26 protein-coding genes are annotated in these 24,819 nt (G+C 59.7%); 12 read left to right on the forward strand and 14 right to left on the reverse strand.

All coding sequences use genetic code 11. The annotated features are described in order from the left end of the window. The 12 genes from QZ638_RS00280 (at position 1) to QZ638_RS00335 (ending at position 10,957) form a co-directional block, all read left to right on the forward strand. Entirely contained in the window at positions 1-1,050 is a 1,050-nt protein-coding gene (locus tag QZ638_RS00280; RefSeq protein WP_295805651.1) for an ABC transporter substrate-binding protein, read from the forward strand. 147 nt (positions 1,051-1,197) lie between these two features. Further along, positions 1,198-2,256: an ABC transporter ATP-binding protein gene (locus QZ638_RS00285; protein WP_295805653.1), complete on the forward strand. Its 1,059-nt coding sequence runs from the start codon at positions 1,198-1,200 to the stop codon at positions 2,254-2,256. After that, positions 2,253-3,113: an ABC transporter permease gene (locus QZ638_RS00290; RefSeq protein WP_295805655.1), complete on the forward strand. Its 861-nt coding sequence runs from the start codon at positions 2,253-2,255 to the stop codon at positions 3,111-3,113. Before QZ638_RS00285 ends, QZ638_RS00290 begins: the two co-directional genes overlap by 4 nt. After that, on the forward strand, positions 3,110-3,910 hold the full coding sequence (locus QZ638_RS00295) for an ABC transporter permease (protein WP_295805657.1): 801 nt from the start codon (positions 3,110-3,112) through the stop codon (positions 3,908-3,910). Before QZ638_RS00290 ends, QZ638_RS00295 begins: the two co-directional genes overlap by 4 nt. After that, positions 3,907-5,013: an FAD-dependent oxidoreductase gene (locus QZ638_RS00300; protein WP_295805659.1), complete on the forward strand. Its 1,107-nt coding sequence runs from the start codon at positions 3,907-3,909 to the stop codon at positions 5,011-5,013. The genes QZ638_RS00295 and QZ638_RS00300 overlap by 4 nt, the downstream gene beginning before the upstream one ends. Beyond that, complete coding sequence (locus QZ638_RS00305) at positions 4,997-5,296, forward strand: (2Fe-2S)-binding protein (RefSeq protein WP_295805660.1); 300 nt, start codon at positions 4,997-4,999, stop codon at positions 5,294-5,296. Before QZ638_RS00300 ends, QZ638_RS00305 begins: the two co-directional genes overlap by 17 nt. Next, positions 5,293-6,678, forward strand: a complete 1,386-nt coding sequence (locus QZ638_RS00310) for an NAD(P)/FAD-dependent oxidoreductase (protein ID WP_295805661.1) — start codon at positions 5,293-5,295, stop codon at positions 6,676-6,678. Before QZ638_RS00305 ends, QZ638_RS00310 begins: the two co-directional genes overlap by 4 nt. 9 nt (positions 6,679-6,687) lie before the next feature. Further along, entirely contained in the window at positions 6,688-7,848 is a 1,161-nt protein-coding gene (locus QZ638_RS00315) for an FAD-dependent oxidoreductase (RefSeq protein ID WP_295805664.1), read from the forward strand. After that, a complete protein-coding gene (locus QZ638_RS00320; RefSeq protein ID WP_295805666.1) occupies positions 7,845-8,189 on the forward strand; it encodes a RidA family protein in 345 nt (114 codons plus the stop codon). Before QZ638_RS00315 ends, QZ638_RS00320 begins: the two co-directional genes overlap by 4 nt. A gap of 1,011 nt (positions 8,190-9,200) precedes the next feature. Next, positions 9,201-9,524 (forward strand): PadR family transcriptional regulator, encoded by a 324-nt coding sequence (locus tag QZ638_RS00325; RefSeq protein WP_295805667.1) that lies wholly within the window; start codon positions 9,201-9,203, stop codon positions 9,522-9,524. Beyond that, the gene (locus tag QZ638_RS00330) at positions 9,524-10,096 is read left to right on the forward strand and encodes a DUF1700 domain-containing protein (RefSeq protein ID WP_295805668.1); all 573 of its coding nucleotides are present in this window, start codon (positions 9,524-9,526) and stop codon (positions 10,094-10,096) included. Before QZ638_RS00325 ends, QZ638_RS00330 begins: the two co-directional genes overlap by 1 nt. 36 nt (positions 10,097-10,132) lie before the next feature. Continuing rightward, positions 10,133-10,957 (forward strand): head GIN domain-containing protein, encoded by an 825-nt coding sequence (locus QZ638_RS00335; RefSeq protein ID WP_295805669.1) that lies wholly within the window; start codon positions 10,133-10,135, stop codon positions 10,955-10,957. Between the two features lie 223 nt (positions 10,958-11,180). On the opposite strand, the gene QZ638_RS00340 is transcribed toward QZ638_RS00335, so the two are convergent. The 14 genes from QZ638_RS00340 to QZ638_RS00405 all read right to left on the reverse strand — a co-directional run bounded on the left by QZ638_RS00340 (position 11,181) and on the right by QZ638_RS00405 (position 24,778). Beyond that, entirely contained in the window at positions 11,181-12,617 is a 1,437-nt protein-coding gene (locus QZ638_RS00340; protein WP_295805671.1) for an MFS transporter, read from the reverse strand. Then, entirely contained in the window at positions 12,614-13,504 is an 891-nt protein-coding gene (gene sigJ, locus QZ638_RS00345) for an RNA polymerase sigma factor SigJ (protein ID WP_295805672.1), read from the reverse strand. Before sigJ ends, QZ638_RS00340 begins: the two co-directional genes overlap by 4 nt. Position 13,505: 1 nt before the next feature. After that, on the reverse strand, positions 13,506-13,934 hold the full coding sequence (locus QZ638_RS00350; protein ID WP_295805673.1) for a carboxymuconolactone decarboxylase family protein: 429 nt from the start codon (positions 13,932-13,934) through the stop codon (positions 13,506-13,508). 425 nt (positions 13,935-14,359) lie between these two features. Continuing rightward, positions 14,360-14,851 (reverse strand): MarR family transcriptional regulator, encoded by a 492-nt coding sequence (locus tag QZ638_RS00355; protein ID WP_295805675.1) that lies wholly within the window; start codon positions 14,849-14,851, stop codon positions 14,360-14,362. A 75-nt stretch (positions 14,852-14,926) separates the two neighbouring features. Next, the gene (locus tag QZ638_RS00360) at positions 14,927-15,412 is read right to left on the reverse strand and encodes a nucleoside deaminase (protein ID WP_295805676.1); all 486 of its coding nucleotides are present in this window, start codon (positions 15,410-15,412) and stop codon (positions 14,927-14,929) included. Then, entirely contained in the window at positions 15,412-15,783 is a 372-nt protein-coding gene (locus QZ638_RS00365; RefSeq protein ID WP_295805678.1) for a multidrug efflux SMR transporter, read from the reverse strand. Before QZ638_RS00365 ends, QZ638_RS00360 begins: the two co-directional genes overlap by 1 nt. 68 nt (positions 15,784-15,851) lie before the next feature. Further along, the gene (locus tag QZ638_RS00370; RefSeq protein ID WP_295805679.1) at positions 15,852-16,172 is read right to left on the reverse strand and encodes a multidrug efflux SMR transporter; all 321 of its coding nucleotides are present in this window, start codon (positions 16,170-16,172) and stop codon (positions 15,852-15,854) included. Positions 16,173-16,251: 79 nt separating this feature from the next. Further along, positions 16,252-16,854 carry a DsbA family protein gene (locus QZ638_RS00375; RefSeq protein ID WP_295805681.1) on the reverse strand — a complete coding sequence of 201 codons (603 nt, stop codon included), beginning with the start codon at positions 16,852-16,854 and terminating at the stop codon, positions 16,252-16,254. Between the two features lie 838 nt (positions 16,855-17,692). Continuing rightward, a complete protein-coding gene (locus QZ638_RS00380) occupies positions 17,693-18,631 on the reverse strand; it encodes an SDR family oxidoreductase (protein WP_295805682.1) in 939 nt (312 codons plus the stop codon). Between the two features lie 140 nt (positions 18,632-18,771). Continuing rightward, complete coding sequence (locus tag QZ638_RS00385) at positions 18,772-19,710, reverse strand: LysR family transcriptional regulator (RefSeq protein WP_295805684.1); 939 nt, start codon at positions 19,708-19,710, stop codon at positions 18,772-18,774. 263 nt (positions 19,711-19,973) lie between these two features. Beyond that, positions 19,974-20,900 (reverse strand): Gfo/Idh/MocA family oxidoreductase, encoded by a 927-nt coding sequence (locus tag QZ638_RS00390; RefSeq protein ID WP_295805686.1) that lies wholly within the window; start codon positions 20,898-20,900, stop codon positions 19,974-19,976. Continuing rightward, a complete protein-coding gene (locus QZ638_RS00395; protein ID WP_295805688.1) occupies positions 20,897-22,165 on the reverse strand; it encodes an FAD-binding oxidoreductase in 1,269 nt (422 codons plus the stop codon). Before QZ638_RS00395 ends, QZ638_RS00390 begins: the two co-directional genes overlap by 4 nt. A 13-nt stretch (positions 22,166-22,178) precedes the next feature. Beyond that, entirely contained in the window at positions 22,179-23,273 is a 1,095-nt protein-coding gene (locus QZ638_RS00400; RefSeq protein ID WP_295805690.1) for a hypothetical protein, read from the reverse strand. Next, positions 23,273-24,778 carry an AMP-binding protein gene (locus tag QZ638_RS00405; protein ID WP_295805691.1) on the reverse strand — a complete coding sequence of 502 codons (1,506 nt, stop codon included), beginning with the start codon at positions 24,776-24,778 and terminating at the stop codon, positions 23,273-23,275. The genes QZ638_RS00400 and QZ638_RS00405 overlap by 1 nt, the downstream gene beginning before the upstream one ends. Between the last annotated feature and the right edge of the window lie 41 nt (positions 24,779-24,819).

The following is a 24,819-nucleotide window of genomic DNA, read 5'->3' on the forward strand; positions in this document are numbered from 1 at the left end:
ATGAAAACGATTTGGCGATCGCTGGCGCATGGGATGCTGGCTGCGAGTTGCTCTGTGTTGGCCTTCGGATCTGCACTGGCCCAGGAGAAGACGCTGACCGTCGGGGGATATGGCGGTTCTTTCGAAACGTTGATGAAGGAACTTATCATCCCGGAGTTTGAAAGCCGGCATGAGGTCGAGATCCAGTTCGTGCCAGGGAACTCGACGGAAAACCTTGCGCGCCTGCAGGCTCAGAAGGGCAATCAGGAACTCGATGTCGTCATTCTCGACGACGGCCCGATGTATCAGGCCGATGCGCTCGGATTCTGCGCTCCCATGAAGTCTTCCACGCCGGGCGATGATGTATACGATATTGCCAAGCTTGGCCCCAATTCCATCGGCATCGGATTCGTGGCCACCGGCTTTACCTACAACACCGAATGGTTTGAGCGTGAAGGCTGGGAACTGCCATCGAGCTGGATGGACCTGGCAGACGAAAAATACAGCCAGATACTCTCCATTCCGCCGATCTCGAACACATATGGCTTGCATACGCTCGTGATGATGGCACGCCTGAATGGCGGCGGCGAAAAGGAGATCGACCCCGGCTTCAGCACCATGGCGGAGAAGGTCGCTCCCAACATCCTGGTGTTCGAACCCTCTTCGGGCAAGATGTCCGAACTCTTTCAGTCGGAAGAGATCGCTCTGTCAATCTGGGGTTCGGGTCGCACCAAGTCGCTTGCCGATACCGGTTTCCCGGCAAAATTTGCCTATCCTGAGGAAGGCGCCGTCGCGCTCATGCTTGCCGCCTGCCCGGTGGTAGAAAGCGACGTTACCGACCTGGCCAACGCCTTTGTTGATTTTCTGCTAGAGCCGGAGATCCAGGTACGCCTTGCCGATGCCATGGGCTCAGGTCCCGTCAACAAGAATGCTGAACTGCCAGACGAACTCGCTGCATGGCTCCCTTACGGACCCGAACAGATTGGCAAGCTGATCGCCGTCGACTGGGACACCATTAACCCGGCTCGCGAGGAATGGACCAAACGCTGGGCTCGTGAAATCGAACGCTGATCGCGACACTGAAAATCGCCACGCCCGTCCTGGACGATGCTTCCCGCACCGCACCATCGCGGACCCGGGGTAACGTCGTCACGGGACAGACACTGTCCCGCGGGCGGGGCGATGATGGATCAACCGGCTTTCAATCACGGGCAGACAATGGCTTTTCTTGAGCTTCAGGCATTAAACAAGCGCTACAACGCAGTCGTCGCCGTCGAGGATTTCAATCTCAGCATCCAGCGCGGGGAATTCGTCTCGCTTCTGGGGCCTTCGGGTTGCGGCAAGACGACAACGTTGCAGATGATCGCGGGCTTCACCCAGCCCACTTCAGGTTCGATCATGCTGAATGGTCGCGACCTCGGCGCAATCCCGGCCCGCAAACGGGGCCTTGGCATCGTGTTTCAGACCTACGCGCTTTTCCCGCATATGACAGTCGAGCAAAATGTCGGCTTCGGTCTCGAGATGCGCAATGTGCCCTCTCACGAACGCCGCCGACGCGTTTCTGATGCACTTGACCTTGTTCATCTTTCGCACCTGGGAGACCGCTTTCCGCGTCATATGAGCGGCGGTCAGCGACAACGTGTGGCACTCGCCCGCGCCCTCGTCATCGAACCGGAACTCCTTCTGCTCGATGAACCACTTTCCAACCTCGACGCGAAGCTGCGTGAGGAAATGCAATTGGAACTTCGCCGGATTCAGCAAGAAGCCGGGGTTACCACATTGCTTGTTACGCACGACCAGTCGGAAGCCATGGCGTTGAGCGACCGGGTCGCCGTCATGCAAAGCGGGCGACTCATTCAGGAAGACAGTCCTTTCGATGTCTATGAGAAGCCGGCGACGTCCTTCATCTCGACGTTTCTTGGCAAGACGAACAGCCTCCCTGCACTTCTGGAACGTGCGGGCAAGCGGACGCAGATCGTCATCGACGATGTACGCCTCGCAGGCCCGCAAACGGTCCTGGCAAACGGTCCTGTCGAACTCTCGCTTCGCCCTGAGCGGATCGAATTGACCGATATCGACAAGGCAACGCTCTCCGGTGACGTGATCGAGCGGGTTTTCCTGGGCGATCACTGGCTCTTCCGGGTCGAAACGCCCATCGGCAAACTTCTCGTAATGCAGCGTAATCTGGGGCGACGCGGAGCCGAAATAGGTGAGCGCCTGCACCTTTTTTGGGAGCCGGAGGCCATGCGTCTCCTGCCGCGCGGAGATGTCTCATGACAGCGTCCGGCAGAACGACTCCCTGGCTCCTCAGCGCTCCGGCACTGGCGCTTTTCGCGGCATTGCTGCTCACCCCCCTGGCGATGACCTTTCTACTCAGTTTCAACAGTTTCTCATTCTATGGGGGCATAGAAAATACGTTCGGCCCGGAGAACTATATCGAGGTGCTGAGCGACCTCTATTTCTATGAGATATTCGGCCGAACTTTCCTGATTGCCTTCATCACCACGGCCATCTGTGCCGTGCTCGGCCTGCCGGAAGCATACATTCTCTTTCGCATGAAACCTGCCTGGCGCTCTTTTATGTTGCTCGTCGTGCTCGGACCTCTCCTGATATCCGTCGTGGTGCGTACGCTGGGCTGGGCGATCCTTCTGGGCAACAAGGGTGTGATCAACGAATTCCTGCGCGATATTGGACTCATCACGTCGCCCATCCGGATGATGTACACGTCTACCGGGATCGTGGTGGCCCTGGTTCATGTGATGATACCTTTCATGATCTTGGCGGTCTGGGCGGCCCTCCAGCGCCAGGACCCGGCAACCGAAAGGGCGGCAGAATCGCTTGGCGCCGCCCCCCTTACTGTCTTCATGCGCATCGTTCTGCCACAGGCGATGCCCGGCGTTCTTTCCGGCTCGCTAATCGTGTTTTCCCTCTCGGCCAGCGCTTTCGCGACGCCGGCAGTCCTGGGCGGACGGCGTATCAAGGTCGTCTCGACGACGGTCTATGACGAATTCCTGAACACACTCAACTGGCCGTTGGGTGCTGCCATCGCGATGCTGCTTCTGGTGTCGGTCCTGACCATCATGATCGCTTGGAACAAATTGGTGGAACGCCGCTATTCGGGGGTCTTCGAATGAACCGCAATGGCCTTTTCGCTCTCTGCTTCAACGCTCTGTTCGCGCTTTTCATGATGGGGCCGTTGATTGTCGTAATCGGAGTCTCCTTCACACCGACCGGCTATCTGGAGTTTCCCCCAAGCGCAATTTCGTTTCGCTGGTTCAGGGCGATCCTCGACAATCCCGACTTCATCGACGCGGCATGGATCAGCCTGGAGCTGGGATTGGCATCGGCGTCGCTTTCGACGGTTCTTGCCGTACCCGCTGCGCTCGCCATTGGGCGGGAACGTTTCCGTGGACGCGACGCATTGCAAGCGCTCTTCCTGTCCCCGCTCACCGTGCCGACCGTGGTTCTTGGTGTCGCTTTTCTGCGCTTTCTCAGTCTGTTCGACATCAATGGCACGTTTGTCGGACTCGTTCTGTGTCATGCCGTAATCGTTACGCCCTTTGTCCTGCGTCTGGTGCTTGCCTCCGTAACGGGGGTCGACCGGTCCATCGAAATGGCCGCAACCTCGCTCGGCGCATCGCACTGGACGGTGTTTCGCCGTGTGACCCTGCCGCTTATTCTGCCGGGTGTGGTGGGTGGCTGGGTGCTGGCTTTCATCACCAGTTTCGACGAATTGACTGTAACGGTGTTCATTGTGAACCCGTCGACGACCACGCTACCCGTACGGCTCTTCTCGCATATCACCCAGACGACAGATCCGCTGGTCGCTTCCATCTCGACGATGGTGATCCTCCTGACGGTGTTGCTCATGCTCGCGGTCAACAGGCTCTACGGATTGGACAGGCTGCTGATCGGAGGAGAGGCGCGATGAACTACGACACGATTGTTGTCGGCGGGGGTTTGGTCGGCGCCGCCCTTGCGCATGGTCTCGGCAGACTTGGCGAGAAGGTTCTGGTGCTGGACGAAGGCGACGTGGCATTCCGGGCTTCACGAGGCAATTTCGGCCTTGTCTGGGTACAGTCCAAGGGCGAGGCCATGCCCGAATATGCGCGCTGGAGCCGCCACTCGGCTGATGTCTGGCCGGACTTCTCCCAGGAGCTCCAGGAGCTGACTGGCATCGACACAGCCTATCACAAGGCCGGCGGCGTTCATCTGTGTCTTTCGGAAGAAGCCTGGGTACGCCAGTCCGCCCTCATCAAGCGCATGCACAATGTGCACGGGTCCGATTACGGGGCGATCATGATCGAACGCGATGAGCTTGAGAAGATGATGCCCGGGATCGGCCCGGAGGTCGTGGGCGCGAGCTGGTCGCCGCATGACGGCCATGCAAGCCCGCTTTATCTTTTGAGAGCACTGCACGAAAGCATCGTGCGTTCCGGCGGCGCCTACCGCAATGAAGCCCGTGTCGAAACTCTTGCAAAGGATGGCGACGGCTACCGCCTGACCACTGGAGCCGGTGTCTTCACGGGCACCAAGGTCGTGCTCGCAGCGGGTCTCGGAAACCGCACGCTGGGGCCTCTCGCAGGATTGAACGTGCCGGTGTTCCCACAAAAAGGGCAAATCCTGGTGACGGAGCGCACGGAGATGAAGTTCTCCATGCCCACTGTGTTCATACGCCAGACCGACGAGGGATCTTTCCTTCTCGGCGACAGCCACGAGGATGCCGGTTTCGACCTGACCTCGCGTCCAGGCATCATGGCGGATATTGCGACACGGGCGATCCGTTCCTTCCCCTTCCTGAAAGACCTGCGGCTCGTGCGCTCCTGGGCTGCATTGCGCGTCATGAGCCCGGACGGGTTCCCCATCTACCAACAGTCCGAGAGTCACCCGGGCGTCTTCTCGGTCAATTGTCACTCGGGCGTCACGCTGGCTGGTGCGCACGCGCGCACGCTCGCCCCCATGATCGCCCGCGGTCGACTGGAAGATCCCATGTCTGCTTTTTCAACAGAGAGACTGCATGTTCAAGCGCAATAACGCCATCAAGTCCCCAAGGGTTTCTTTCACCTTCGAGGGCTGTTCCATAGATGCCGCTGCTGGCGACACGATCGCCTCTGCGCTCATGCTCGCGGGCGAAACCCACTTTCGCAATACGCCTGTTTCCCAGAGCGAGCGCGGCCCCTTCTGCCTGATGGGGGTGTGCTTTGAATGCCTTGTTGAAGTCGACGGAATACCGAACCGCCAGGCCTGCATGGTGTCCGTGCGCGAAGGCATGAAAGTGCGCCGCCAGAAAGGCGCCATCGGAGTTGAAATCGAATGAACGCTTGTGACCTCGCCATTATCGGCGCCGGCCCCGCCGGCATGGCGGCAGCGACGGAGGCCGCAAATGCCGGCCTTTCCGTCATCCTTCTTGACGAACAGCCCGTTCCTGGCGGTCAGGTCTATCGTGCCATCGAAACGGTTCCGGAAGAGCGGCGGAAAATACTGGGACCGGATTATCAAAAGGGTATCGGAATCGCTGAGGCGTTTCGCGCCTGTAAGGCCACTTACATTCCCGAGGCGACTGTCTGGAACATCAATCCCGATCTGAGCATCGATTATTCGCGCAATGGCGGCTCCGCGCAGGTTTCCACACGACACCTCCTAATTGCGACAGGCGCGGTAGAGCGCCCCACGCCGATGCCCGGTTGGACCCTGCCCGGTGTTACGACAGCAGGTGCATTGCAAATCTTGCTCAAAGCCCACGGTGGCATCGGCGACGACGTGGTCCTCGTTGGAAGCGGGCCACTTCTCTATCTGCTTGCGCAACAGATGATCGTGGCGGGTGTCCCGCCGAAAGCCATTGTCGAAACTGTTGACAGGGAGCGTTACATCAAGGCGGCCCGACACCTTTGCAGCGCCCTCACCGCACTTCCTTATCTGCGCAAGGGTATGTCGATGATGCGACAGATCCGGCGTGCTGGTGTCCCGCGCTATTCCGGTGCTCACGATATCCGGATAGAGGGATCGCAACGCGCCGACGCCGTTCGTTTCTTTGCAAACGGCAGGGCACATCATATCGAAACATCCAGCGTAGCCCTGCATCAGGGGGTCGTTCCCAATCAACAGGCCACGCGCCTGCTTGGCTGCGATCACGTGTGGAATGAGAGCCAGCGTTGTTTCGTCCCCAAACTGGATGAATTCCTGGAAAGCAGCGTGGAGAACGTCTTCGTTGCGGGTGATGGAGCCGGTGTCGCGGGAGCGAAATCGGCGGAGATACGAGGAAGGCTCGTCGCCCTCCGGGTTGCCGGGAGACTCGGGAGCGACACGGACGCGGAAATTCGGGCTCTTCAGCGGCAGCTGAGACGCGATGAAGCCATTCGGCCCTTTCTCGAGACGCTGTATGCACCTTCAGACGAGGTCATGGTGCCTGGCGACGATGTTCTCGTTTGCCGCTGTGAGGAAGTAACGGCAGGAGCCATCCGGGAGGCTGTTGATCTCGGTGCCCCCGGCCCGAACCAGGTCAAGTCCTTTCTGCGCAGTGGCATGGGTCCCTGCCAAGGTCGCATGTGCGGACTGACAGTCAGCACCATCATTGCGGAACGGCGCAGCGAGGATCCGGGCTCCATCGGCTATTATCGCCTGCGCCCCCCGCTGAAGCCACTCCTCCTTTCAGAACTGGCTCAGCTTGAACGAGAACCAACACGTGACGAACCGCTCTGAGGCCGGACGATGGTTGCAACATCTACCCGGCAAATGACAGCCGACCTCCTGGTGATTGGTGGTGGCATACACGGCTGCTCGGCAGCGCTGCATGCGGCGCTGCGCGGGCTCCGGGTTATCGTCTTTGAAAAGGACACCGTGGCACGGCACGCTTCCGGCGTGAATGCCGGGGGCGTACGGAAGCTCGGCAGGCACATCGCGGAAATTCCGCTTTCTCTGCATTCCATGTCCATATGGCGTCACATCGCCGACCTTGTCGACGATGATTGCGGCTTTCAGCCGGCACCGCAAATTAAGGTCGCAGAGACCGAAGCGGAGCTTGAAACATTGCGCCGGCGCGTCGCGGAGCTCAATGGTCTGGGCTACACCCATGAGCGGATTCTCGATCGGCAGACCATGCGCGAGCACCTGCCAGGTGTTGCCGAGCACTGTGTCGGTGCCATTGCGTCACTGGATGACGGATTTGCCCAGCCCTACCAGACCACCTTCGCCTTTCAGCGCAAGGCCCAGAAAACAGGCGTGCGCGTCCTGGAAAACACCCCGGTCGAGCGTGTGTTCAAATCAGGCAAGGACTGGAAGGTCAGTACAGGGGGGCAGGAGTTCACAGGACGTTTCGTGCTGAATTGTGCAGGAGCTTGGGGAGGCGAAATTGCCCGGCAGATCGGCGACCATGCACCTGTCCGGGCCTATGCCCCCATGATGATTGTCACGGAACGACTGCGCCCGTTCTGTACCGCCGTCGTCGGAGCGACAGGACGTCCACTCTCCTTCAAGCAGATGCCGAATGGCACCGTCGTTATCGGCGGCGGCCGACCGGGGGTTCCCGAACCGGCAAGCAATCGAACGCATATGCAGATGGCTGAATTGCGCCATTCCGCGCAGACGGCGATGGATATTTTCCCCGTGATGCGCGCTGCACAGATCGTCCGTTCATGGGCGGGAATCGAAGGGCTGATGCCGGATGGCATACCGATTATCGGTCCTGCGGCCCATGCGCAGGGTGCGTTCCACGCTTTCGGCTTCTCCGCTCATGGCTTTCAGCTTGGACCGGGTGTCGGCGACGTCATGGCCGAGCTGATCGCGACCGGCAGGACCCAGGCCCCGATCACTCCATTTTCAATCGAGCGCTTTCCACAAAATCCAACCAGAGCACATAAGGAACTCTCATGATCAAGAGACACATCCAGACCCGCATCAACCACCGGGTCGTCGAACACAATGGCGTTTTGTATTTCGGAGGCCTCGTCGCCGATGACAAATCGCTCGACATGAAGGGCCAAACCGAACAGATCTGCGCAAAAATCGATGCACTGCTGGCGGAGGTCGGTTCATCGAAGGAGAACCTTCTCACGGCCATGATCTACATCTCGGACTTCTCGAAAAAGGAAGGTATGAATGCGGCCTGGCTGGAATGGATGCCCGCGGAACATTTGCCGACGAGAGCGACGATCGGCGTAGCTGAACTGGGCAAGGATACACTGATCGAAGTGGTTGTTTCCGCGGCGCGCTGAAACAAATTGTTTCCCGGTTCCGACCTGAGAAAAAACTTCCAGCCACAACCGTTGGCTGGAAGCTCTGAATTCCAGGGCCAGAAGGCGGCCAAGCGCTACTTGTTCGATGCACGCGATTGGTTGACCGCCACCGGTTTCGGGATGCAGGTGTCTGCACGTCTGGACAATACCGAACCTGCCAGGCAAACAACCTCTTTCGCTCGGATTGATCGAGCAGATCGGCGGCTTGTATCCACGGGGCTTCCAACCGGCCCGATCGTCGGCAAACGCACGGCTGTGCGCCTCAGCACCGGTTAAAGTGCGCCGAAATCGGGAATAAAATCCCGTTGCGATAAAAGTCTCACCAGCCACCTTCCATTTTTCTCTTGTGGGAATTCCACGGCCATTCTTCTCCTTACATTCGAACGCCTTCGTTTTTCGCGAGCCGTTTCCGCGATTTGGCTATTCCCCGACAGGCAGCGATGGCACGCGCCATCCAAATCACGGGCACAATCACGCCCGATCACGCCACTCCGGTTTGACGTTTGAGGTTTGTGGACGAGAACATTCTCGGTGCATCAGCGTGAATGACACAGAAGCCAACGGATCACTGATCAGGCACACACCTGTCGAACAGCGCATGATTTTGCCAAGGCGTTGCAATCGGTCGGTTCTGCGGAGCCACTCGGCAGATCGTCGCGCCACAACCCTTGCGACCTCAGTCCGGACCGCCGGTCGCACGGATACGGCATCCAGCAGGATATCGAGTGTCAGAAAGACGAGATCGCTCAGTTGGGCGATCCGAACTCCAGTGAGGTTATACCTGACAGCGATTTCATCGACGATGGAGCCTTGCCCGATTGCGTTCCAATAAGCTGGAAGCGGCGGCGAGTCGGAGGGCTTATGCGTTGACTATCTCGACCGGAAACCCGTAGGTCGCATGATGTTCGGCAATCCTCTCGATCATCTTTAGCTCTCTATCTTGCATAACATGGTAGCTTGTTATATCTATGCATTAGGTTCGGAGCTTCCATGACTGACTCAATCCAAATCCAACTGCGCAAGGGCGCTCTCGACCTTTGCGTCCTGGCGGTGTTGTCGCGAGGGGAGAACTATGGCTACGAAATCGCGAGCACCCTGGTCTCCGCTGTCGGAATGGGGGAAGGCACGATCTACCCTTTGATGCGCCGGATGCAGAACGAAGGTCTGGTTGCCACGCGCCTCGTGGAATCCAGCAGCGGACCGCCCCGCAAATATTATCGGCTCACGCCGCTCGGTCGGACGGTTTTCGAGGCGTATCGTAGCGATTGGCGCACGTTTGCAGCGGCGGTCGACAAACTTCTTGAGGATGTATGATGACCAGGGATGCATTTCTGCAGAAGCTGAAACGGGGGCTTACTGGCCTTGCACCCGAAGAGATCGAAGAGATTCTTGCCGATTATTCCGCCCATTTTGCCGAATCCGACGCCCATGGCCGCAGTGAGGTGGAAGTTGCCGCCGCTCTTGGCGACCCGGCAAGGATTGCCCGGGAACTGCGCGCCGACATAGGACTACGGCGTTTGGAGACCCAATGGAGCCTTTCCAACCTTGCGGTCGCAACCATGGCGCTAGCCGGGCTTGCGCTTGTCGATCTCGTTGTCTTCCTGCCCTTGCTGGTCGTGGCAATCGTATTGGCAATGGCCTTTGCCATCGTGCTGATCGCCATCGGCGCGGTCGGCTTGAAGATTGTCTTCATGGCTCTGTTCTTCGACCAGAGTCAGACGATGCCGGACTTATTTGGGCGCCTCTTCATCGGAATAGGATTTGTGAGCGGCTTCTTCGGAGGCGGCGCATTGTTGTTGATGGGCGTGAGTGCCGGCATCCGTATGTTCGGCCACTATGCCCGATTGCATTTTCGTGCGGTCCAGCCGGCCCGGCACGACGTCTGAGGCTCGCGTCATTTTACGAACACGGAGAGTACCGAAATGACTCGGAAATTGGCATTTGTGGCAACCGCGGGTTCTCTGGGAGCCGCAGTTTTTCTGACGCTCGGGATCGCTCTTGCAGGATCGAACTGGAGCGATGCATCACGCTTGTTGGGTATGGGAGAATCGACCTGCGGGCCGACCAGCTCTGCCGGTCGGGAGATAACGCTCCCCTTGGCGGCGCATGACAGCTTCGCGATCCACATACCGGCCACGGTCCGCTATCAACCAGGAGGCAGGGCCGTAGCGGTTATCAGCGGTGATCCGGCATTGCTCGATCATGTACGGCTGGAAGCCGGACAACTCCGCCTGGATTGCAATCCCGGCTGGTTTGCCTCCCGGCTCGACGTGAAACTTTCGGGACCGTCGATCTCCAACTGGGAGCTGCGTGGCAACGGCGATCTGATCCTGTCGCAAATCAACCAGACGCAGCTCGCCTTGAGTATAAAGGGCAGCGGCAGTGCTTACGTCGAGGGAGCCGCCGATGCCGTCGAAGTCAAAATCTCGGGTTCGGGCGAGACGGAGTTGCGCGACCTGATCGCCAGGTCGGTACAGGTGGAAATTCATGGCAGCGGCAGCGTCGCCGCCAACGGAACAGCAGATGCGCTTGATGTGAACATTTCAGGTTCCGGCGAGGCCGAGTTGAAAGACCTGACCGCCAGAACTGTGCGGGTGAATATTCATGGCAGCGGTGATGCCAGGTTGACCGCGCAGGTCGACGCCGACGTTTTCGTGTCCGGAAGTGGCGATGTCGAATTGTCGGGCGGCCCCGTTATGCGTCGCTCCGAGATTAGAGGCAGCGGCAGCATTCAGCAGGTGCCCTGACCGACGACGAGCGTCAAATTAAATATTCGAGAGCGAAGCGGGAGTAACTGGCTGCAGACGGCTCCATCGTCGCGGACCTCTGGTGGTTGATGCTCTCCACGTTATCAGAGTTCGTTCGCTCGGAAACCGAACCGCAAAGGAATCCTGTCGGACATGCAGGGCGGAACGCTTATCATACAAGAAGGCGCAATCTAGTTGATATTCAACGGGCTACCTACCGGCCTCAACGGGAATGGGAGGTGGCTTTCCTGAATGAACGACCGCGCATGACGATTATGCAAAGCGACGGAGCGGCCGCGACAGTGACAAACAGCCATCGCGCCGCATGCGCGGCATTCATATCTGCGGAGGACGAGCTCGCTCCGGCCAGATTGACAGCCAGGCCCGCGATGGCGGCGCCGAATGCCGTTGCGCACAGCTGCACTGTCATTATGGACGAAGCGGCGTTGTCGGCTTCGCCCGGAGGCGCGACGCGCAGGACCATCGCCGACAGATGCGGATATGCAAGACCGACGCCGGCCCCTCCGACGACTAGGGCAGCGCAGATGAAGGCCAGGGGCAGCCAATCGCCAGCAGGTCCAGCCACAGGCAGAACGGCCGCAAGGACGGCCATCGCAGCGAGAGAAAGTACCGGTCCCGCGCGCACCGCAATATCGCGACGTTCGGCTTGAAATCCGGATGCGAAGATTGCCGCCGCGGTCCAGCCCGCCGACATGACAGCCGCGATGTAGCCGGCCTCGAGCGGGGAGCGACCATGCAGCTCTTGAAGAAACAATGGCAGGAAAATCTCCGTGCACGTCACTGTCACGGCAAGAAGTGCCGAGGTTGCATAGAGGCTTCCCAGCGCCCCCGGGAGCTTGAAAGTATCCGCGGGCAACAGCCTTTTCTTTGAGGCCCGCTCCACCACGACAAGAACAGCGATCAGAATGAGGGCGGCAAGCATGCCGGCAACGGTCGACGCAACGCCGTCGCCGACTCCGCCCCACGAGGCGGCGAACACGGCAAGCGTCAACAGTCCCAACTGAATGACGGGTAGCGGCTCCGCGATCTTTCGGTCGACATCGCGTCGCGGCAGAACGAAGAATGCGGCGATGGCAACCAGCCCCGCAAACGGCAGCAGGGCCAGAAACGCACCGCGCCACAAGCCAAGTTCCGCAAAGGCGCCGCCGACGGCCGGCCCCAACAGGGTGGCCATGCCCCACATACTGGACAGAAGCGCCAGTGCGCGTGGCCAGAGCGGTTCGGCATAGACCCTTCGAACCATCGCATAAGCCAAGGCCAACAGGATTCCCCCACCGAACCCCTGCACGAACCGGCCGACAAGCATGATCGGCATTGCGTTTGAACCCGCGCAGATCAAGCTGCCTGCCATGAAAATGACCGCGGCGATGCCGTAGCCTGCACGGGGTCCGGCCTGTGTCAGTACGGGTGAAGACAGCGCCGCTCCAAGGATTGATGCGATCACGAAAAGGGTCGTGTTCCAGGCATAATAGTCCAGCCCGCCAATCTCGCGCACCACCGAAGGCAGGATCGTCGTCGAAACATAGAGGTTGACCGCGTGCAGGGCGACACCGCCGCTCAACGCGAGCGAACGCAGGAGATTTCCACCAGAGATCAAATCCGCCCATCCCGGGCGCGAGATTACGCGCGTATCGGTCATTGTATCTTGCTTTCCGTATCACCGAGACGGGCCAGTTTGTCCGGATTGCGCATGATGTAGATGCCGATGAGTTCGCCCTGAGCGTCCCAGGCGAGGCCAACGGAGGCGACGATGTTCGGACCGTCAAAAACAAGGGCACCGCGGGTGCCGTTGATATCGACACGCTGCCACCTGTAGCCGGACCACGACCGGTTGAGGGTTCCGCCAACAAAACCGAGCACGTTGGCCTTGCCCAACAGCGGATGCAGAAGCGCCAACGCCTTGCCGCCACCGTCCGCCCGCAACTCGATGTCTTCCCTCATCAGGGCCGCAAGCTGCACGGTGCTTCCAGTCGCGATCGCCGCCTGGAAGGCTGCGAGCAGTTCATCCTGTCTTTTTCTCGGAACGACCGCGCCCGGCTCCTCGCGTCCAATGCGTCCGCGTGCGCGCGAGACCAGTTTTCGACACGCGGCTTCCGTCACGTCCAGTGCCGCCGCCACATCTTCATAGGGCTGGTCGAATATCTCCCGCAGGAGATAGGCGGCCCGTTCCTTCGGCGCGAGCCGCTCCAGAACGAGCATGAAGGCAAGCGAGAGCGTTGACGACAGCTCAGCCGCACCTTCCGGGGTATCCCCGGTCATCGTTTGTATCGGCTCCGGCAGCCACGCGCCGACATAATCGACCCGCGACCGGCGGGCGGATCGCAGCATGTCGATGCAGCGGCGTGTGCAAACGGCGGTTAACCAGCCGGCTGGATTCGATATGGTCCCGCGTTCGCATGCCTGCCATTTGAGATAGGTATCCTGAACCGCATCCTCGGCTTCTGCCAGCGAACCGAGAATGCGGTAAGCCAGCCCTGTCAGGAACGGACGACGGTCTTCGAACATCGTTGTCTCGGGCTGCTGCATGTCAGTGGGCGGATATCTGGATGCGGTTCCACAGGTTGATCATCGCGACTGTCGCGGTCAACGCGCTGATCTCGGCTTCGCTGAAATGTTCGCGCAACTCGGCGCGCAAGGGGCCGTAGTCGGTCTTGCGGTCAATCTGTGTGAGAGCCTCGGTCCAGGCGAGCGCCGCGCGTTCCTTCGGAGTGAAATCGCCGACATGCGCCCACACCGTCAGGCGATCGAGGCGTTCGTTGGTTTCCCCGTCATCGCGCGCTTCTCTCGTATGCATCTTGACGCAATAGGCGCATGCGTTGATCTGCGACGCCCGCAATTGCACGAGATGGTGCAGCATCCGGTCGAGGCCATGCTCGTCGATCGCGCCGTGAACCTTCTCCAGCGTCGCGAAAACAGCGGGGACGTTCTTGTAGTGGTTTACGGGATTGGTTGTCATCGAAAGCTCCATCTGAACGTTGTATCACCGTGACGATCCAGCCCGCCGATTTGTGACCTGCCCCGTAAAACACCTCTGGTGAGACTGCGGCTGCAGCCGAGACCGGAGCTCACCCTGTTTTTGGTGCGATGCGTCTGTGTTGCCAGCCGCCATCGTGCCGGTTCAAATGGGGCGTCGATCAGCCCGGGTTTACCCCGTATTCCAGACCGGCCTTCTCGATGCCGATCAGGAAAATGGCCGACAATCGAGAATTTGTGGCGGAAGAATTGTTTGATTGGTGTCCAGGCGCGTGGGAAAATTTCTTTCCTGAGCGGCCACGTCGAATCCTTCAAAGGCGGCATACACGACAATTTTTTGAACGCGACTGTCACCGCAGCCAGTTCCAGAGCTTCCGCGTGCTGTTCGACTGCAATTGCACCGCTTGCTCAAACTTCGCCATCTGCGGCGCTTGAACCCGTCGAGGGCTGGCTCAATGCCGGATCAAATTTCAGTGGCAGGTCACTTGCGGCGTTGAAAACAGCCGACAGTGCGCCAGAGCTTCGGTGCTTGCCTGAAACCTCATCCAACGCTTTCTCGTAATCGGGCCGTGCCGCCTCCAAACGTGTGCGCCCCTTTTCGGTGAGTACAGTGTAGACGCCCCGCTTGTCATCCGGGCAAAGGTCTCGGATGGTAAGGCCACCGCGCTCCAGACGCTCCACCATTCGCGATACAGAACTCTGGTTCAGTTGCAGGTAAGCAGCCAGTTCCTGCATTCGCAATTCGCTGTTTGCGGATCTGGAGAGGACTTCAAGCGCACGATAGTCCGACAAGCCAAAGCCGTGTTGTTCCTGGAGGAGCCTCCCCAGCTCGATTTCGACATTCGCCACGGCCTGGACCAACGCCAGCCAGGAATCACTTCTCTTGGACATCAGCAGCATTACCTCTAGTGAGAACAATCCTTGCCTTGGAACATGTATGTTCATGCAAGAAATTAGACAAGTCGATATCCTTCACTATGGGAAGCGAAGTTTGGCGCCGAATTCGAGAAATGGGTGCAACCTGCCGGGGACGGGAAACTTCTTGGCGGAAGGAGAACGCCAAGTTATCGGGTCTTGGGCAAAGACGCGGTATGAGTCGCGATAATCAAAGCCATGCGCGGCCGCCTCGTCGCGGTCGGCGGCGAATAACACATGCGAGATACCGGCGAAAAGCGCACTCATATAGCACATAGCGCAGGGCTCTCCCGAAGCCAGAAGGGTCGCGCCCCTCAGATCGGTTTTCCCATGCATGCGGCAGGCATCACGTATCGCTTCGACTTCGGCATGCGCGGTCGGGTCGAGGAGCTCCCGGACGCGGTTGACGCCGCGACCGAGAACGATGCCACGCCGATCGACGACGAGAGCGGTGAAGGGAATGCCACCTTCATGAACATGGTTCACGGAGAAGGCGACCGCCTCCTCCATGAGCCGTGCCAACCGAGCGGAAGGTTCGGCGACCATCAGGCTTGCCCATGAAGCTTGGCGCTGTCGGCGAGCTTCAACCAGACGACACCCGCAATGATGACACCCAGCCAGAAGGCCTGGATCAGCGTCAACGGCTGATCGAGCAGGATGCTGCCCAGAACGGCCGCTCCGACCGAGCCGACACCGGCCCAAACGGCATAGCCGATTCCGACGTCGATGGTTCGCAGGGCGGCGCTGAGAAAGTAAAGCGTGAGCAGGAAGAAAACGACGGCGGCGGCCGACCAGCTCAGCACCGTAAATGCCTGGCTGCCCCCTACGCTGAGCGCGTAGCCGATTTCGAAAGCGCTGGCGAGAAGCAGCATGCCCCATGCAGCACCGCTGCTCTGGTGTTTTTGGATTGTGTCCATTTGTTCAGTTCCCTTTGGTCAGGATGAAAATTGGAGGAATGGATGTATGCGTGTCACGTGTCGGTCTGTCATGCGGCACCGCTGAGACGCAGACCGACGACGCCCCCGATGACCAAGAGGATGCCCAGCGCCTTCTTCCAGCCCAGTTGCTGGCCGAAGAACAGCGCGCCGAGAATGACGATCCCGACGCCGGAGACGGAGGTCCAGATCGCGTATCCGACACCCACGTCGAAGGTGAGCAGCGCCAGGCTGAGGAAGAAGGTAGCGATGGTTCCGCTGACGAGCGTCGCGATCGTCCACCAGAAGCGGGTGAACCCCTTTGCATTGCCCGCACTGATTGCAACCGCGATCTCAAAGATCACGGCGATTCCGAGATAAAGCCAACTCATTGCAACTATCCTTTTTTGAGTGGTGAGTTCGTGAACGCACGTGCCGACCGTTCGGCGGTTTCGCCGGATCACACCGGCTCTAGTCGCCGCTAGCTCTTTCAAGCCGTTCGAGTGCCTGCAGCAGTTCGTCCCTTGACGGCGTGCCCCGAAAGACCTGTGCACCGACAATGATTGTAGGAACTGATGTGATCGCCATGTCTTCCCGCGCGTAGCGCAGCGCCTCGCGATGACGTTCCAGATAAGCACCGGTTTCGAGCGCCTGACGCGCTTCGCCGGGATCGATCCCCGCCTTAGCCGCCAGTTCGATCAAGATTTCGGGATTCCCGATATCGCGATCCTCCTGAAAGAAGGCGCGCAACACCTGCATGGAGTACGGATGGTCGAGCCCCCTATCCTGTGCCAGCGCCAACAGCTCAAATGCTTTTTCCGTCCGTGGCTGCGGCGAAATCGACGGAAGCTTGATTGGCACTCCAAGTCTTTCCGCCAGCGAATAAACCGATCTCTTCCAGATCGCGGGCAGATATGGATCTTCAGGCCGCAGCGTCGGCACAGGCTGAGGCCGCAACTCGAAGCCACGCCAGAATATACGAATGTTCCGGTTCCCTATGGCATCAGACAGAACCTGCTCCGCAAGCAGGCAGAACGGACAAACATAGTCCAAGTAGACAGTTACGGTTCTCATCGGCGGCCTCCATTTATATGCATGCACATGCACTTATATAGCGAGAGCAGCATTGTCAATATATGTGTATGTGCAAGCATTTATTTTTCCGCTGCGTGCACCGCAGGCGAGTTTGTCGGCCAAAGTTTGATATCGCCCGACATCGAAGCGATAAGCCTGTATTCAGTATCGAGGCGGCAGTCTCGCCCGTAAGCAGCAGCCGAACGGCGCCTATTGCACGCGCCTCCAACCGAGCGACATTTTGCCGAACCGGTCGCTTGCGCACGACGCCGCGCGTCGGCGGCCGGAGCCCCCTGCGACCGTAGGCAGAAGCTGACGATTACCCGCGTGGCTGCAAAGCTTCGCCTTTCGAGATGGAAGGTATTGCGGGCATCAACGCCATGGCTTCACAACTCGACGCATTTTTCGTGAACCTTTTCCTCTACCGCTGGGACCACGACCTCCACCCTGGCATAGGGGACGAAAGAATGTCGGAACCTCAGTCATCAATGCTCTCGCTTCAGCTCTTCAGATGGAGCGGAAACTGCACTCAAACTTCGAACTTCTAAAGTGATAGAATTTACATCATCTTGATCATGCTAAATGATCAGATTAATGCAATTTGGCTCCATCCGACGCGTCTCGGCATGCGCACCGCTGCCATCCGCTCCCGTCATTGTCACTGTCCGGTGGCGCGATCCGTTCTGGCTGAAACCGCGGAACAGCGACGTCTCAACGTGGCCGAGTTAAAAGACGGCGTGATGATTTAAGAGTATGTGCATAGCGAATCCGCTTTCGTTTCCATGTTGAAGCCAGTGGATCGCAAATCGTCAGGCTCGGCATCGGCCCTTTGCCGTGGTCAAAGAGAAGCGGTCATTCCGCCATCGACAAAAATCATCGAACCGGTCAGATAGCTCATGTCCGGGGAAGCCATATTCAGGATCACTGCCGCAATCTCGCGGGGCGCCGCGACCCGCTGCAAGCCCGCAACATTGCTGCGGCTCCAAAGGCCGATCGCAGCGTTCCATGCGGCATCCGGCGCATCGATGAAACCGGCCTGCCGGCGGATCATCTCCGTATCGGTCGCACCCGGACAAATACCGTTCACCCGGATGCCCCTGTCGGCATATTCCAACGCCGCAGTCTGCACGAGCCCGGCCAGCGCGCGCTTGCTGGCATTGTAGGCGCCAAGACCGGGTCGCGCCCCGACAATATTGACCGAGGCCGTCACGATGATCTGGGCCCCGCGATCGAGCATATGTGGAATCTGCGCCTTCATCGACAGGAAGACGCCACGCACATTCGTGCTTTGCAGGTCGTCCCAGTCGTCTGCTTCGATCTCGTGCAGCGGCTTGCTGAAACTGATGCCGGCATTGTTGAGCGCCAGGTCGATTCCGCCGAAACGCGCCACCGCGCGCCGGACGAAACTGTCGATCTCTTCTGCCTCGCGCACATCCGCCTTTATGTAGAGCGCTTCGCCACCTGTCTCGCGAATCGTCTTCTCCACTTCCGCTCCCAGCGCCTCGCGCCGTCCACAAAACACGACGCGCGCGCCCTCGGCCGCGAAGGCTTCCGCCGCCGCCCGTCCGATCCCTGACGTCGCGCCGGTGATCATGACCACCTGATCGGCAAAACGACGCCTGCCCTCGAAGACCGGCGAAGCTGGCGGACGCCCTACCCCGGCAAGGGCCATGCCTCCCGTAACCCCCATCGCCGCTCCCGCGAGGGAACCGGCTGCCGCCACGCCAAGCACACGCCGCCTTCCGGGATTTGCCGGTTCTTCGTTTTCTTGTTCCATCATGCCGCGCCAACCGCCGTCTTCGGGATCACATTGAATTTGGAGAAGCTAGACTGCGGCGCATGCGAACGACAATCCGGCTTGATCTGCACGAACCGTGAAGCAGCGCTTCACGATGGTTGCGCGTGCGATCCAATGGATCAATGCGTCATACGGGCTTCCAGAGACGGACGCTGCCTTATCATGTGTTCGACGAAGACTTTGAGTTTCGGCAGGCTCTGGGCGCGACCTGGATAATAAAGAAACAGGCCGGGGCTTTGCGGACAAAACCTATCCAATACGGTTTCGAGATCCCCGCGTTTGAGACTTTCGCGCACCAGCGGCTCTGCCAGATAGGCGAGACCGAGACCGTTCGATGCCATCGATGGCAACAGCGTCTCGTCGTTGAGTGTCAGCGGACCGGGCACCCCGATCTCGATCTCCCGGCCCTTATCGAGGAACTCCCAGCGATAGATCCCGCCCGAACTCTGCTGGCGATAGCGGAGTGCGCGGTGGTTGCCGAGATCGGCTGGTGTCAGGGGGCGGCCATGCTGTTCGAAATAGGAAGGCGCGCCCACGACACAATATCGGAACGGCGGCGTCAGCCTGACGCCGATCATGTCGGCGTGCACAAGCTCTCCAAGCCTTATGCCCGCATCGAAACCCTCCGAAACGATATCCACGAATCCGGAATCGGCCACGATCTCGATGTCTATGTCCGGATAGGCCGTGCAAAACGCCGGCAGCGCTGGTTCGAGCACAGACGCCATGACGGAGCGTGGCACGGTAATGCGCAGCAGTCCGGAAGGCCGCGCGGCGAGAGAACGGGCCGCCTCGAATGCAGCGTCGAGGTTTTCCATGGCCGGCTTCGCCCGCTCGAGAAAGCGCTGGCCAGCTTCCGTCAGGCCGACGCTACGCGTCGAGCGCGAAACCAACGCCACGCCGACACGTGCTTCCAGCGACCGGACAGCCTGACTGACGGCGGAAGGAGATACGCCGAGATCGCTCGCCGCCGCGCGGAAGCTCTGGCGCTCCACCACTCGCAGAAAAGCAGAGACACTATCGAGCCCACGGACCGGCTTTGTGAAGTTTTTCTTCATTCGGCAAGGTGATTAGCACGGCGAGCGGGGGTCGTGAAGCAACTGACGCGACAACTGCCATAACGCTTCAGATACGCGCCTCAAGGCGTTGAAACCCGCTGCTTGATCCAGTGCTCCTTGGAAATGCAGGCATTCTCGCCCGCATTGAGCGAAACGCCACGGACAAGCTTGTCACAAGATCAACTTATAAGGAGGCTGGCCGAGAGCACTCGTGGCCGCCAACCGGACCGGCTCACAAACCAAGAGGGACATGCGATCGCCGGCTAAAGCCGAGACCGCACCAGCCACGCAATGGCCAGATCTGCGGTTGCATGTCCCTGAAACACGAAAAGAGCCCTTTGGGCTTCCGATTCCCGGCCCGCGTGAACACCGCCAGCCAATTCCGACAGATCGCAGTCGATTCCAATGCCCGGTTTCATATCGATACCGTGATGGAGACGACTGTCGGTCGCCACACAGTCAACGGCCGCAAATCCCTCCGAATGCCAGGACCGTCCTATATCCACCGCTGCAACGAAAGCCCCCGGCGCAAGGTGGGAAGCGTCCAGAAATGGCTCGAAATCCGCGCTCGCGGGGACCGAGGTAACAACGATGTCACTCTCCCGCAAGAGCTGTGCAGGATCGGGGTAGACCCTGCCTTCCAAGCCCAGCGTTTCTGCAGAATCCGCCAGACGCCGGGCAGATTGCTCCGATCGGCTGTTGCAAAGTGCCACAGTCAGACTTGGAAAGAGATCGCACATCGCTTCCAAATGCATGCGCGCTTGTAGTCCGCAGCCGATGAAGCCAATCGTCCTGCTGTCTTTGCGGGCGAGAAACCACGCCGCCAGCGCAGACATGCCTGCCGTACGCAACCCCGTCATGGCGTTGGCCTCCATGACGGCAAGTGGAACGCCGGAATTGAAGTCGTTCAGCACGGCCAGCGCATGAATACCGGGCGAAGCATCCCCTGCAATACGGGGCGCGACACCAAGCCATTTCACGACAGCCAGCCCCAGTTCCTCGCAGGCCGCGCACATGGCCTGGAACTTGCGCCCCGGGGCGATGTCGAGAGACATCTTCGGCTGAACATGGACACGCCCTGCATGCTGGAGACGATAGGCGTGCAAGAGGGCATTGCGAGCATCGCTCGGGGTCAGGCCGAGTCTGCGAATCTCTCCTTCATCGATGAAGACCGGCTCAACGTCGGTCATCGGAAACGCTCCGCCCAGTAAGGTTTCGAATCGATGAGAGAATGCCTCCCCCCGCAAAGATCAGCGATAAGCCTGCCTGTCGCCGGCGCCATGGTGATGCCGCTGTGACCGTGTCCGAAACCGTAGATCACATCCGGTGAAAGCCGCGACGGACCGATGCAGGGAATACCGTCGGGTGTCGAGGGGCGATGCCCCATCCATCGATCGACCACGCCCTCCTCGAATTGCCTCGAAAATTCGGGAAATGCCCGTTGCAGATGCTTCACTAGGATGTCTGCGCGTCGCCAGTCCGGCGCTGCCTCGCGGCCGGCAAGTTCCACCTGACCGGCAACGCGCAGACCCGCGCGCGTCCTTGTGAAAACCATCTTACCGTCCATCAACATGATTGGATGACGCGGGCCGCCCGCGGCTTCCGGCACCACCACATGGTAACCCCGCTCCGTTTCGAGCGGCACCCGATCGCCGCATTGCATCGTCAAGTCCCGCGCGTCTATGCCCGCTGTAAGGACCGCCCTGTTGGAACAGATCTCGCCGCTTTCGGTCTTCACCGCGCGCAACCGGTTTCCCTCGAGCCTGAAGCCGGTTGCACGCGCCCTTTGCAGAACGGCGCCCTGCCGAACGGCACCTTCGACCAGACCGGTGACGAATGCGCCAGGATCGGTAAGATTCGCGCCGGCACGAACATAAACGCCGAACCGGTGGTGCGCGCCCAATCCGGGCTCGAAGGCGCGCAGCGCCTCGTCTTCCAACTCTCGCCATTCGATGCCGTAATGCCGGCGCAAACGCCAGGCGAGGCCATCGGCCTCGAAGGCCTCCCGATCAGAATAAAGGAAGAGATGCCCATCGTGCTTGAGAAGGGAAACGAGGCCGTTTGCTTTCGCGACCGACCGGTAGCGCTGTAACGCCCCGTGCGTCAGCGCGTGGCGGAAACTGGCCGTCCGTTCGACCTTCCCGACACTTGAACCGGCCAGAAGGAACCGAGTGAGCCATGGCGTCAGCGCAAAAAGATGAGACCGGCGAATGGCGAACGGACCAAGGGGATCCATGAGATAACCCGGCACTTGCCGCCACAAGCCCGGCACCGAAACCGGCAAAAGGGAACTCTCCATGATCCATGCGCCATTGCCATAACTGGCGGCCTGCTTTCCACCTGGCTGGTCGACATCGAGAACGATCACATCGTGTCCGCTCTGAACCAGTTCCCATGCAGCAAAGGCGCCGACTATGCCAGCACCGATGACGACCACCTTCAACGCATCGCTCACGACATCCTCCCGGTCAGGACGGCCGCACACTCAGCCTGTCGCGCAGAAGTGCCAAGTCCCGAAAGACCTCCTCCAGACGATCGACCTCGAATCCGCCGGCATGGGCGAAACCGACCCGTTCGAAGGCAGCCTTCAGCCGGCCCGTGAAATGGGCACGCTGCCCGTCCAGAACCATGCCGTTCTTCGCCTCGAACGCATGGTTCCACGAAATGGCCTCTTTCCGCGTGAGACCTTCAGGAAGGTCAAGATGCAGTTCTCCTGCCTCGAGCCGCACCGGGTACCCCCCCGGCAAACCGCCCGGTCCCGGCACATGTCCTGACCAGGGTCGGCCAGCCGCGTAAGCGCAGATCAAAGTCACACCCGAAGCCCCGGAGACTTCAATGGCCGGTTCGGGGGTCAGCTTGACCGTTGAAAACGCCTCGAACACGTCCTCAACCTCCCGGTCATCCAGAAAGACACGCGGCGGCGTTGCCCCGTTTCTCCGCTCGCGCGTCAAGCGCCATGCGCCAAGGTTCTGGTAATGGGCAAGCACGCGCAGATGTTCCGATCCCGCCGCCCCGCGAGCGCCTGCAAAAACGTTGGAAAGGATTGCAACGTTTCCCGTGCCGCAAAGCACCTTGTGGCCCAGTGCCTGAATCATCGCGTTCACCACGTCCGGAAAGCAGCAATTGATCAAAGCGCTCGTTGGGGAGTGTTCGCTGATCGCCTTGCCAACCCGGCTTGTCAGAAGCGCCTGGAAGATGGCGGTAGCACTCAACCCACCCTCGGCCACCAATGCTGTCCAGGCATTTCCTGAATCTGAAATCACCGAAGACGTCTGCACGGATGCCGCCTGGACGGCGATTTTCGGCCGGGTCTTCAGGATCATCCGCTCCGCAGCACCCTCTTCAAGCAAATCCACCTCCATCGTTGAAAAGGAGGCAGGGCGAGAAAACATCGACGCACGCGCATTGCCCGCGGTCCTCAACCAATCCAGCCTGTCGCGGTTGCGGCCGGCGATCACTACATTGATCGGCTCCTGTGCCGTCGAAGCAATATCCAAAGCGATGCGGCCCGCAAAGATTCCCGTTCCCGAAATCAGGACGTCAGTGTTGAATGTGTCGCTCATCACGCACGCTCCGTCGCGGCCATCCGGTCCCAGCAATCATGGGTGGAGTTTGACAGTCTGTGCTTCATGATGCGCTGGCTGGGGGTGCGCTCGAACATCTTCACGAAAGCGATGTACCGCGGCACCTGAAACCCAGCCAGCCGTTGCTCCAACCAAGCGCCGAGGGCATCCGCATCCGCTGTCGCGCCCGGCTTGAGCTGCACAAACAGCTTGATGTCCTGTTCTCCTACATCGGTCGCCACGCCGATCATGGCGCTGTCTTCCACGTCGGGATGTTGCCCGGCGACATGCTCGACCTCCCACGACGAGACGTTTTCACCCCGGCAACGCACACTGTCGGATTTCCTGCCATGAAAGAAAAGGTTTCCGTCGTCGTCCCAGGAACCGATATCGCCGGTGCGAAACCCCTCTGGGCAAAGCGCTTTCGCCGTTGCCTCGGGATTGCGGAAATAGCCGGGAAAGATGGCGCCGGGAACGGACGTCGTGATGACGATCTCCCCACGTTCGTCGAGACTTTCCCGGCCGTCATCGTCAAGCAGGCGCACGCTGAACCAAGGCATGGGCTTTCCGACAGAACCGACAAGGCCGGTATCGTTGTAAGTCGTCAGACTCGATGCCTCGGTCATGCCATAGCATTCCCTGACGTGAATGCCGAACCTCTGTTCGAACGCCCGCCAAACTTCCGTGGCGCATCCCCCTCCCCAGGCGATCCGCACATTGTGGCCTCTGTCGAGCGGCGATGGCGGTTGCTTGAGCAGAATCTGGATGACACCCCCGAGATGATGAATATGCGTGGAACCCGCAGCGCTGACATCCTGCCAGAAACGGCTTGCGCTGAAGCGGTTTCCCAGAGTGAGGGTAACGTCGCGAACCAGGGGCAGGAACAAGGTCTGCGCTCCTCCGATATGGTAGAAGGGCTCCCATACGTAATAGTCATCGCCAGCCCGTGGCGCAGAACACAAGGCGACTGCCTCTGCAGCGAGACGCAGCATGCGATGGGTCACGATCACGCCCTTCGCCGGACCCGTCGTCCCAGAGGTGTACATGATGGCCGCTGCATCGTCGGGCTGAGGGAGAGCCTCGTCGAACGTCGCGTCGCCGCTGGGCAGGTTCCGCTCGCGATTGATCAGAAGAGGCACGCCGCGTGCCGCACTGCAACCCGCGATTGGCTCGGCAAACTCCTCGTCTGCAACGATCAGGGATGGATCACTGTGACCAAGGATGTATTCCAGCCCTTCCCCCTTGAGGGCAACGTTGACCGGAACCCAGACATTGCCAGCGCGGGTGATTGCATAGATTGTCGCCATCGCGAACGGGCTGTTGCGCATGGCAACCGCGATGCGGTCGCCGCGCTTGATACCCTTTTCGCGGATCGCCGTCGCCAGTTGAGCCGAAGCCCGTTCGAGATCGGCGAACGAGACCCCGATACCCTCGTGCCGGGCGAATATCCTCTCCGGGCTGTCAGCCGCGTGCCGGCAAAGCAGGTCGATGAAACCTTCTGACATTTGCATTCTCTTACCTTGGATATTTTGAATAACCTCTTCCC

Source organism: uncultured Nitratireductor sp., assembly GCF_913053745.1.
In the GTDB taxonomy this organism is placed as follows: domain Bacteria; phylum Pseudomonadota; class Alphaproteobacteria; order Rhizobiales; family Rhizobiaceae; genus Nitratireductor.

Coding starts and splice junctions, on each gene's coding strand:
- QZ638_RS00280 (WP_295805651.1), top strand. CDS start 1: ATGAAAACGATTTGGCGATCGCTGGCGCATGGGATGCTGGCTGCGAGT.
- QZ638_RS00285 (WP_295805653.1), top strand. CDS start 1,198: ATGGCTTTTCTTGAGCTTCAGGCATTAAACAAGCGCTACAACGCAGTC.
- QZ638_RS00290 (WP_295805655.1), top strand. CDS start 2,253: ATGACAGCGTCCGGCAGAACGACTCCCTGGCTCCTCAGCGCTCCGGCA.
- QZ638_RS00295 (WP_295805657.1), top strand. CDS start 3,110: ATGAACCGCAATGGCCTTTTCGCTCTCTGCTTCAACGCTCTGTTCGCG.
- QZ638_RS00300 (WP_295805659.1), top strand. CDS start 3,907: ATGAACTACGACACGATTGTTGTCGGCGGGGGTTTGGTCGGCGCCGCC.
- QZ638_RS00305 (WP_295805660.1), top strand. CDS start 4,997: ATGTTCAAGCGCAATAACGCCATCAAGTCCCCAAGGGTTTCTTTCACC.
- QZ638_RS00310 (WP_295805661.1), top strand. CDS start 5,293: ATGAACGCTTGTGACCTCGCCATTATCGGCGCCGGCCCCGCCGGCATG.
- QZ638_RS00315 (WP_295805664.1), top strand. CDS start 6,688: ATGGTTGCAACATCTACCCGGCAAATGACAGCCGACCTCCTGGTGATT.
- QZ638_RS00320 (WP_295805666.1), top strand. CDS start 7,845: ATGATCAAGAGACACATCCAGACCCGCATCAACCACCGGGTCGTCGAA.
- QZ638_RS00325 (WP_295805667.1), top strand. CDS start 9,201: ATGACTGACTCAATCCAAATCCAACTGCGCAAGGGCGCTCTCGACCTT.
- QZ638_RS00330 (WP_295805668.1), top strand. CDS start 9,524: ATGACCAGGGATGCATTTCTGCAGAAGCTGAAACGGGGGCTTACTGGC.
- QZ638_RS00335 (WP_295805669.1), top strand. CDS start 10,133: ATGACTCGGAAATTGGCATTTGTGGCAACCGCGGGTTCTCTGGGAGCC.
- QZ638_RS00340 (WP_295805671.1), bottom strand. CDS start 12,617: ATGACCGATACGCGCGTAATCTCGCGCCCGGGATGGGCGGATTTGATC.
- sigJ (WP_295805672.1), bottom strand. CDS start 13,504: ATGCAGCAGCCCGAGACAACGATGTTCGAAGACCGTCGTCCGTTCCTG.
- QZ638_RS00350 (WP_295805673.1), bottom strand. CDS start 13,934: ATGACAACCAATCCCGTAAACCACTACAAGAACGTCCCCGCTGTTTTC.
- QZ638_RS00355 (WP_295805675.1), bottom strand. CDS start 14,851: ATGCTGCTGATGTCCAAGAGAAGTGATTCCTGGCTGGCGTTGGTCCAG.
- QZ638_RS00360 (WP_295805676.1), bottom strand. CDS start 15,412: ATGGTCGCCGAACCTTCCGCTCGGTTGGCACGGCTCATGGAGGAGGCG.
- QZ638_RS00365 (WP_295805678.1), bottom strand. CDS start 15,783: ATGGACACAATCCAAAAACACCAGAGCAGCGGTGCTGCATGGGGCATG.
- QZ638_RS00370 (WP_295805679.1), bottom strand. CDS start 16,172: ATGAGTTGGCTTTATCTCGGAATCGCCGTGATCTTTGAGATCGCGGTT.
- QZ638_RS00375 (WP_295805681.1), bottom strand. CDS start 16,854: ATGAGAACCGTAACTGTCTACTTGGACTATGTTTGTCCGTTCTGCCTG.
- QZ638_RS00380 (WP_295805682.1), bottom strand. CDS start 18,631: ATGGAACAAGAAAACGAAGAACCGGCAAATCCCGGAAGGCGGCGTGTG.
- QZ638_RS00385 (WP_295805684.1), bottom strand. CDS start 19,710: ATGAAGAAAAACTTCACAAAGCCGGTCCGTGGGCTCGATAGTGTCTCT.
- QZ638_RS00390 (WP_295805686.1), bottom strand. CDS start 20,900: ATGACCGACGTTGAGCCGGTCTTCATCGATGAAGGAGAGATTCGCAGA.
- QZ638_RS00400 (WP_295805690.1), bottom strand. CDS start 23,273: ATGAGCGACACATTCAACACTGACGTCCTGATTTCGGGAACGGGAATC.
- QZ638_RS00405 (WP_295805691.1), bottom strand. CDS start 24,778: ATGTCAGAAGGTTTCATCGACCTGCTTTGCCGGCACGCGGCTGACAGC.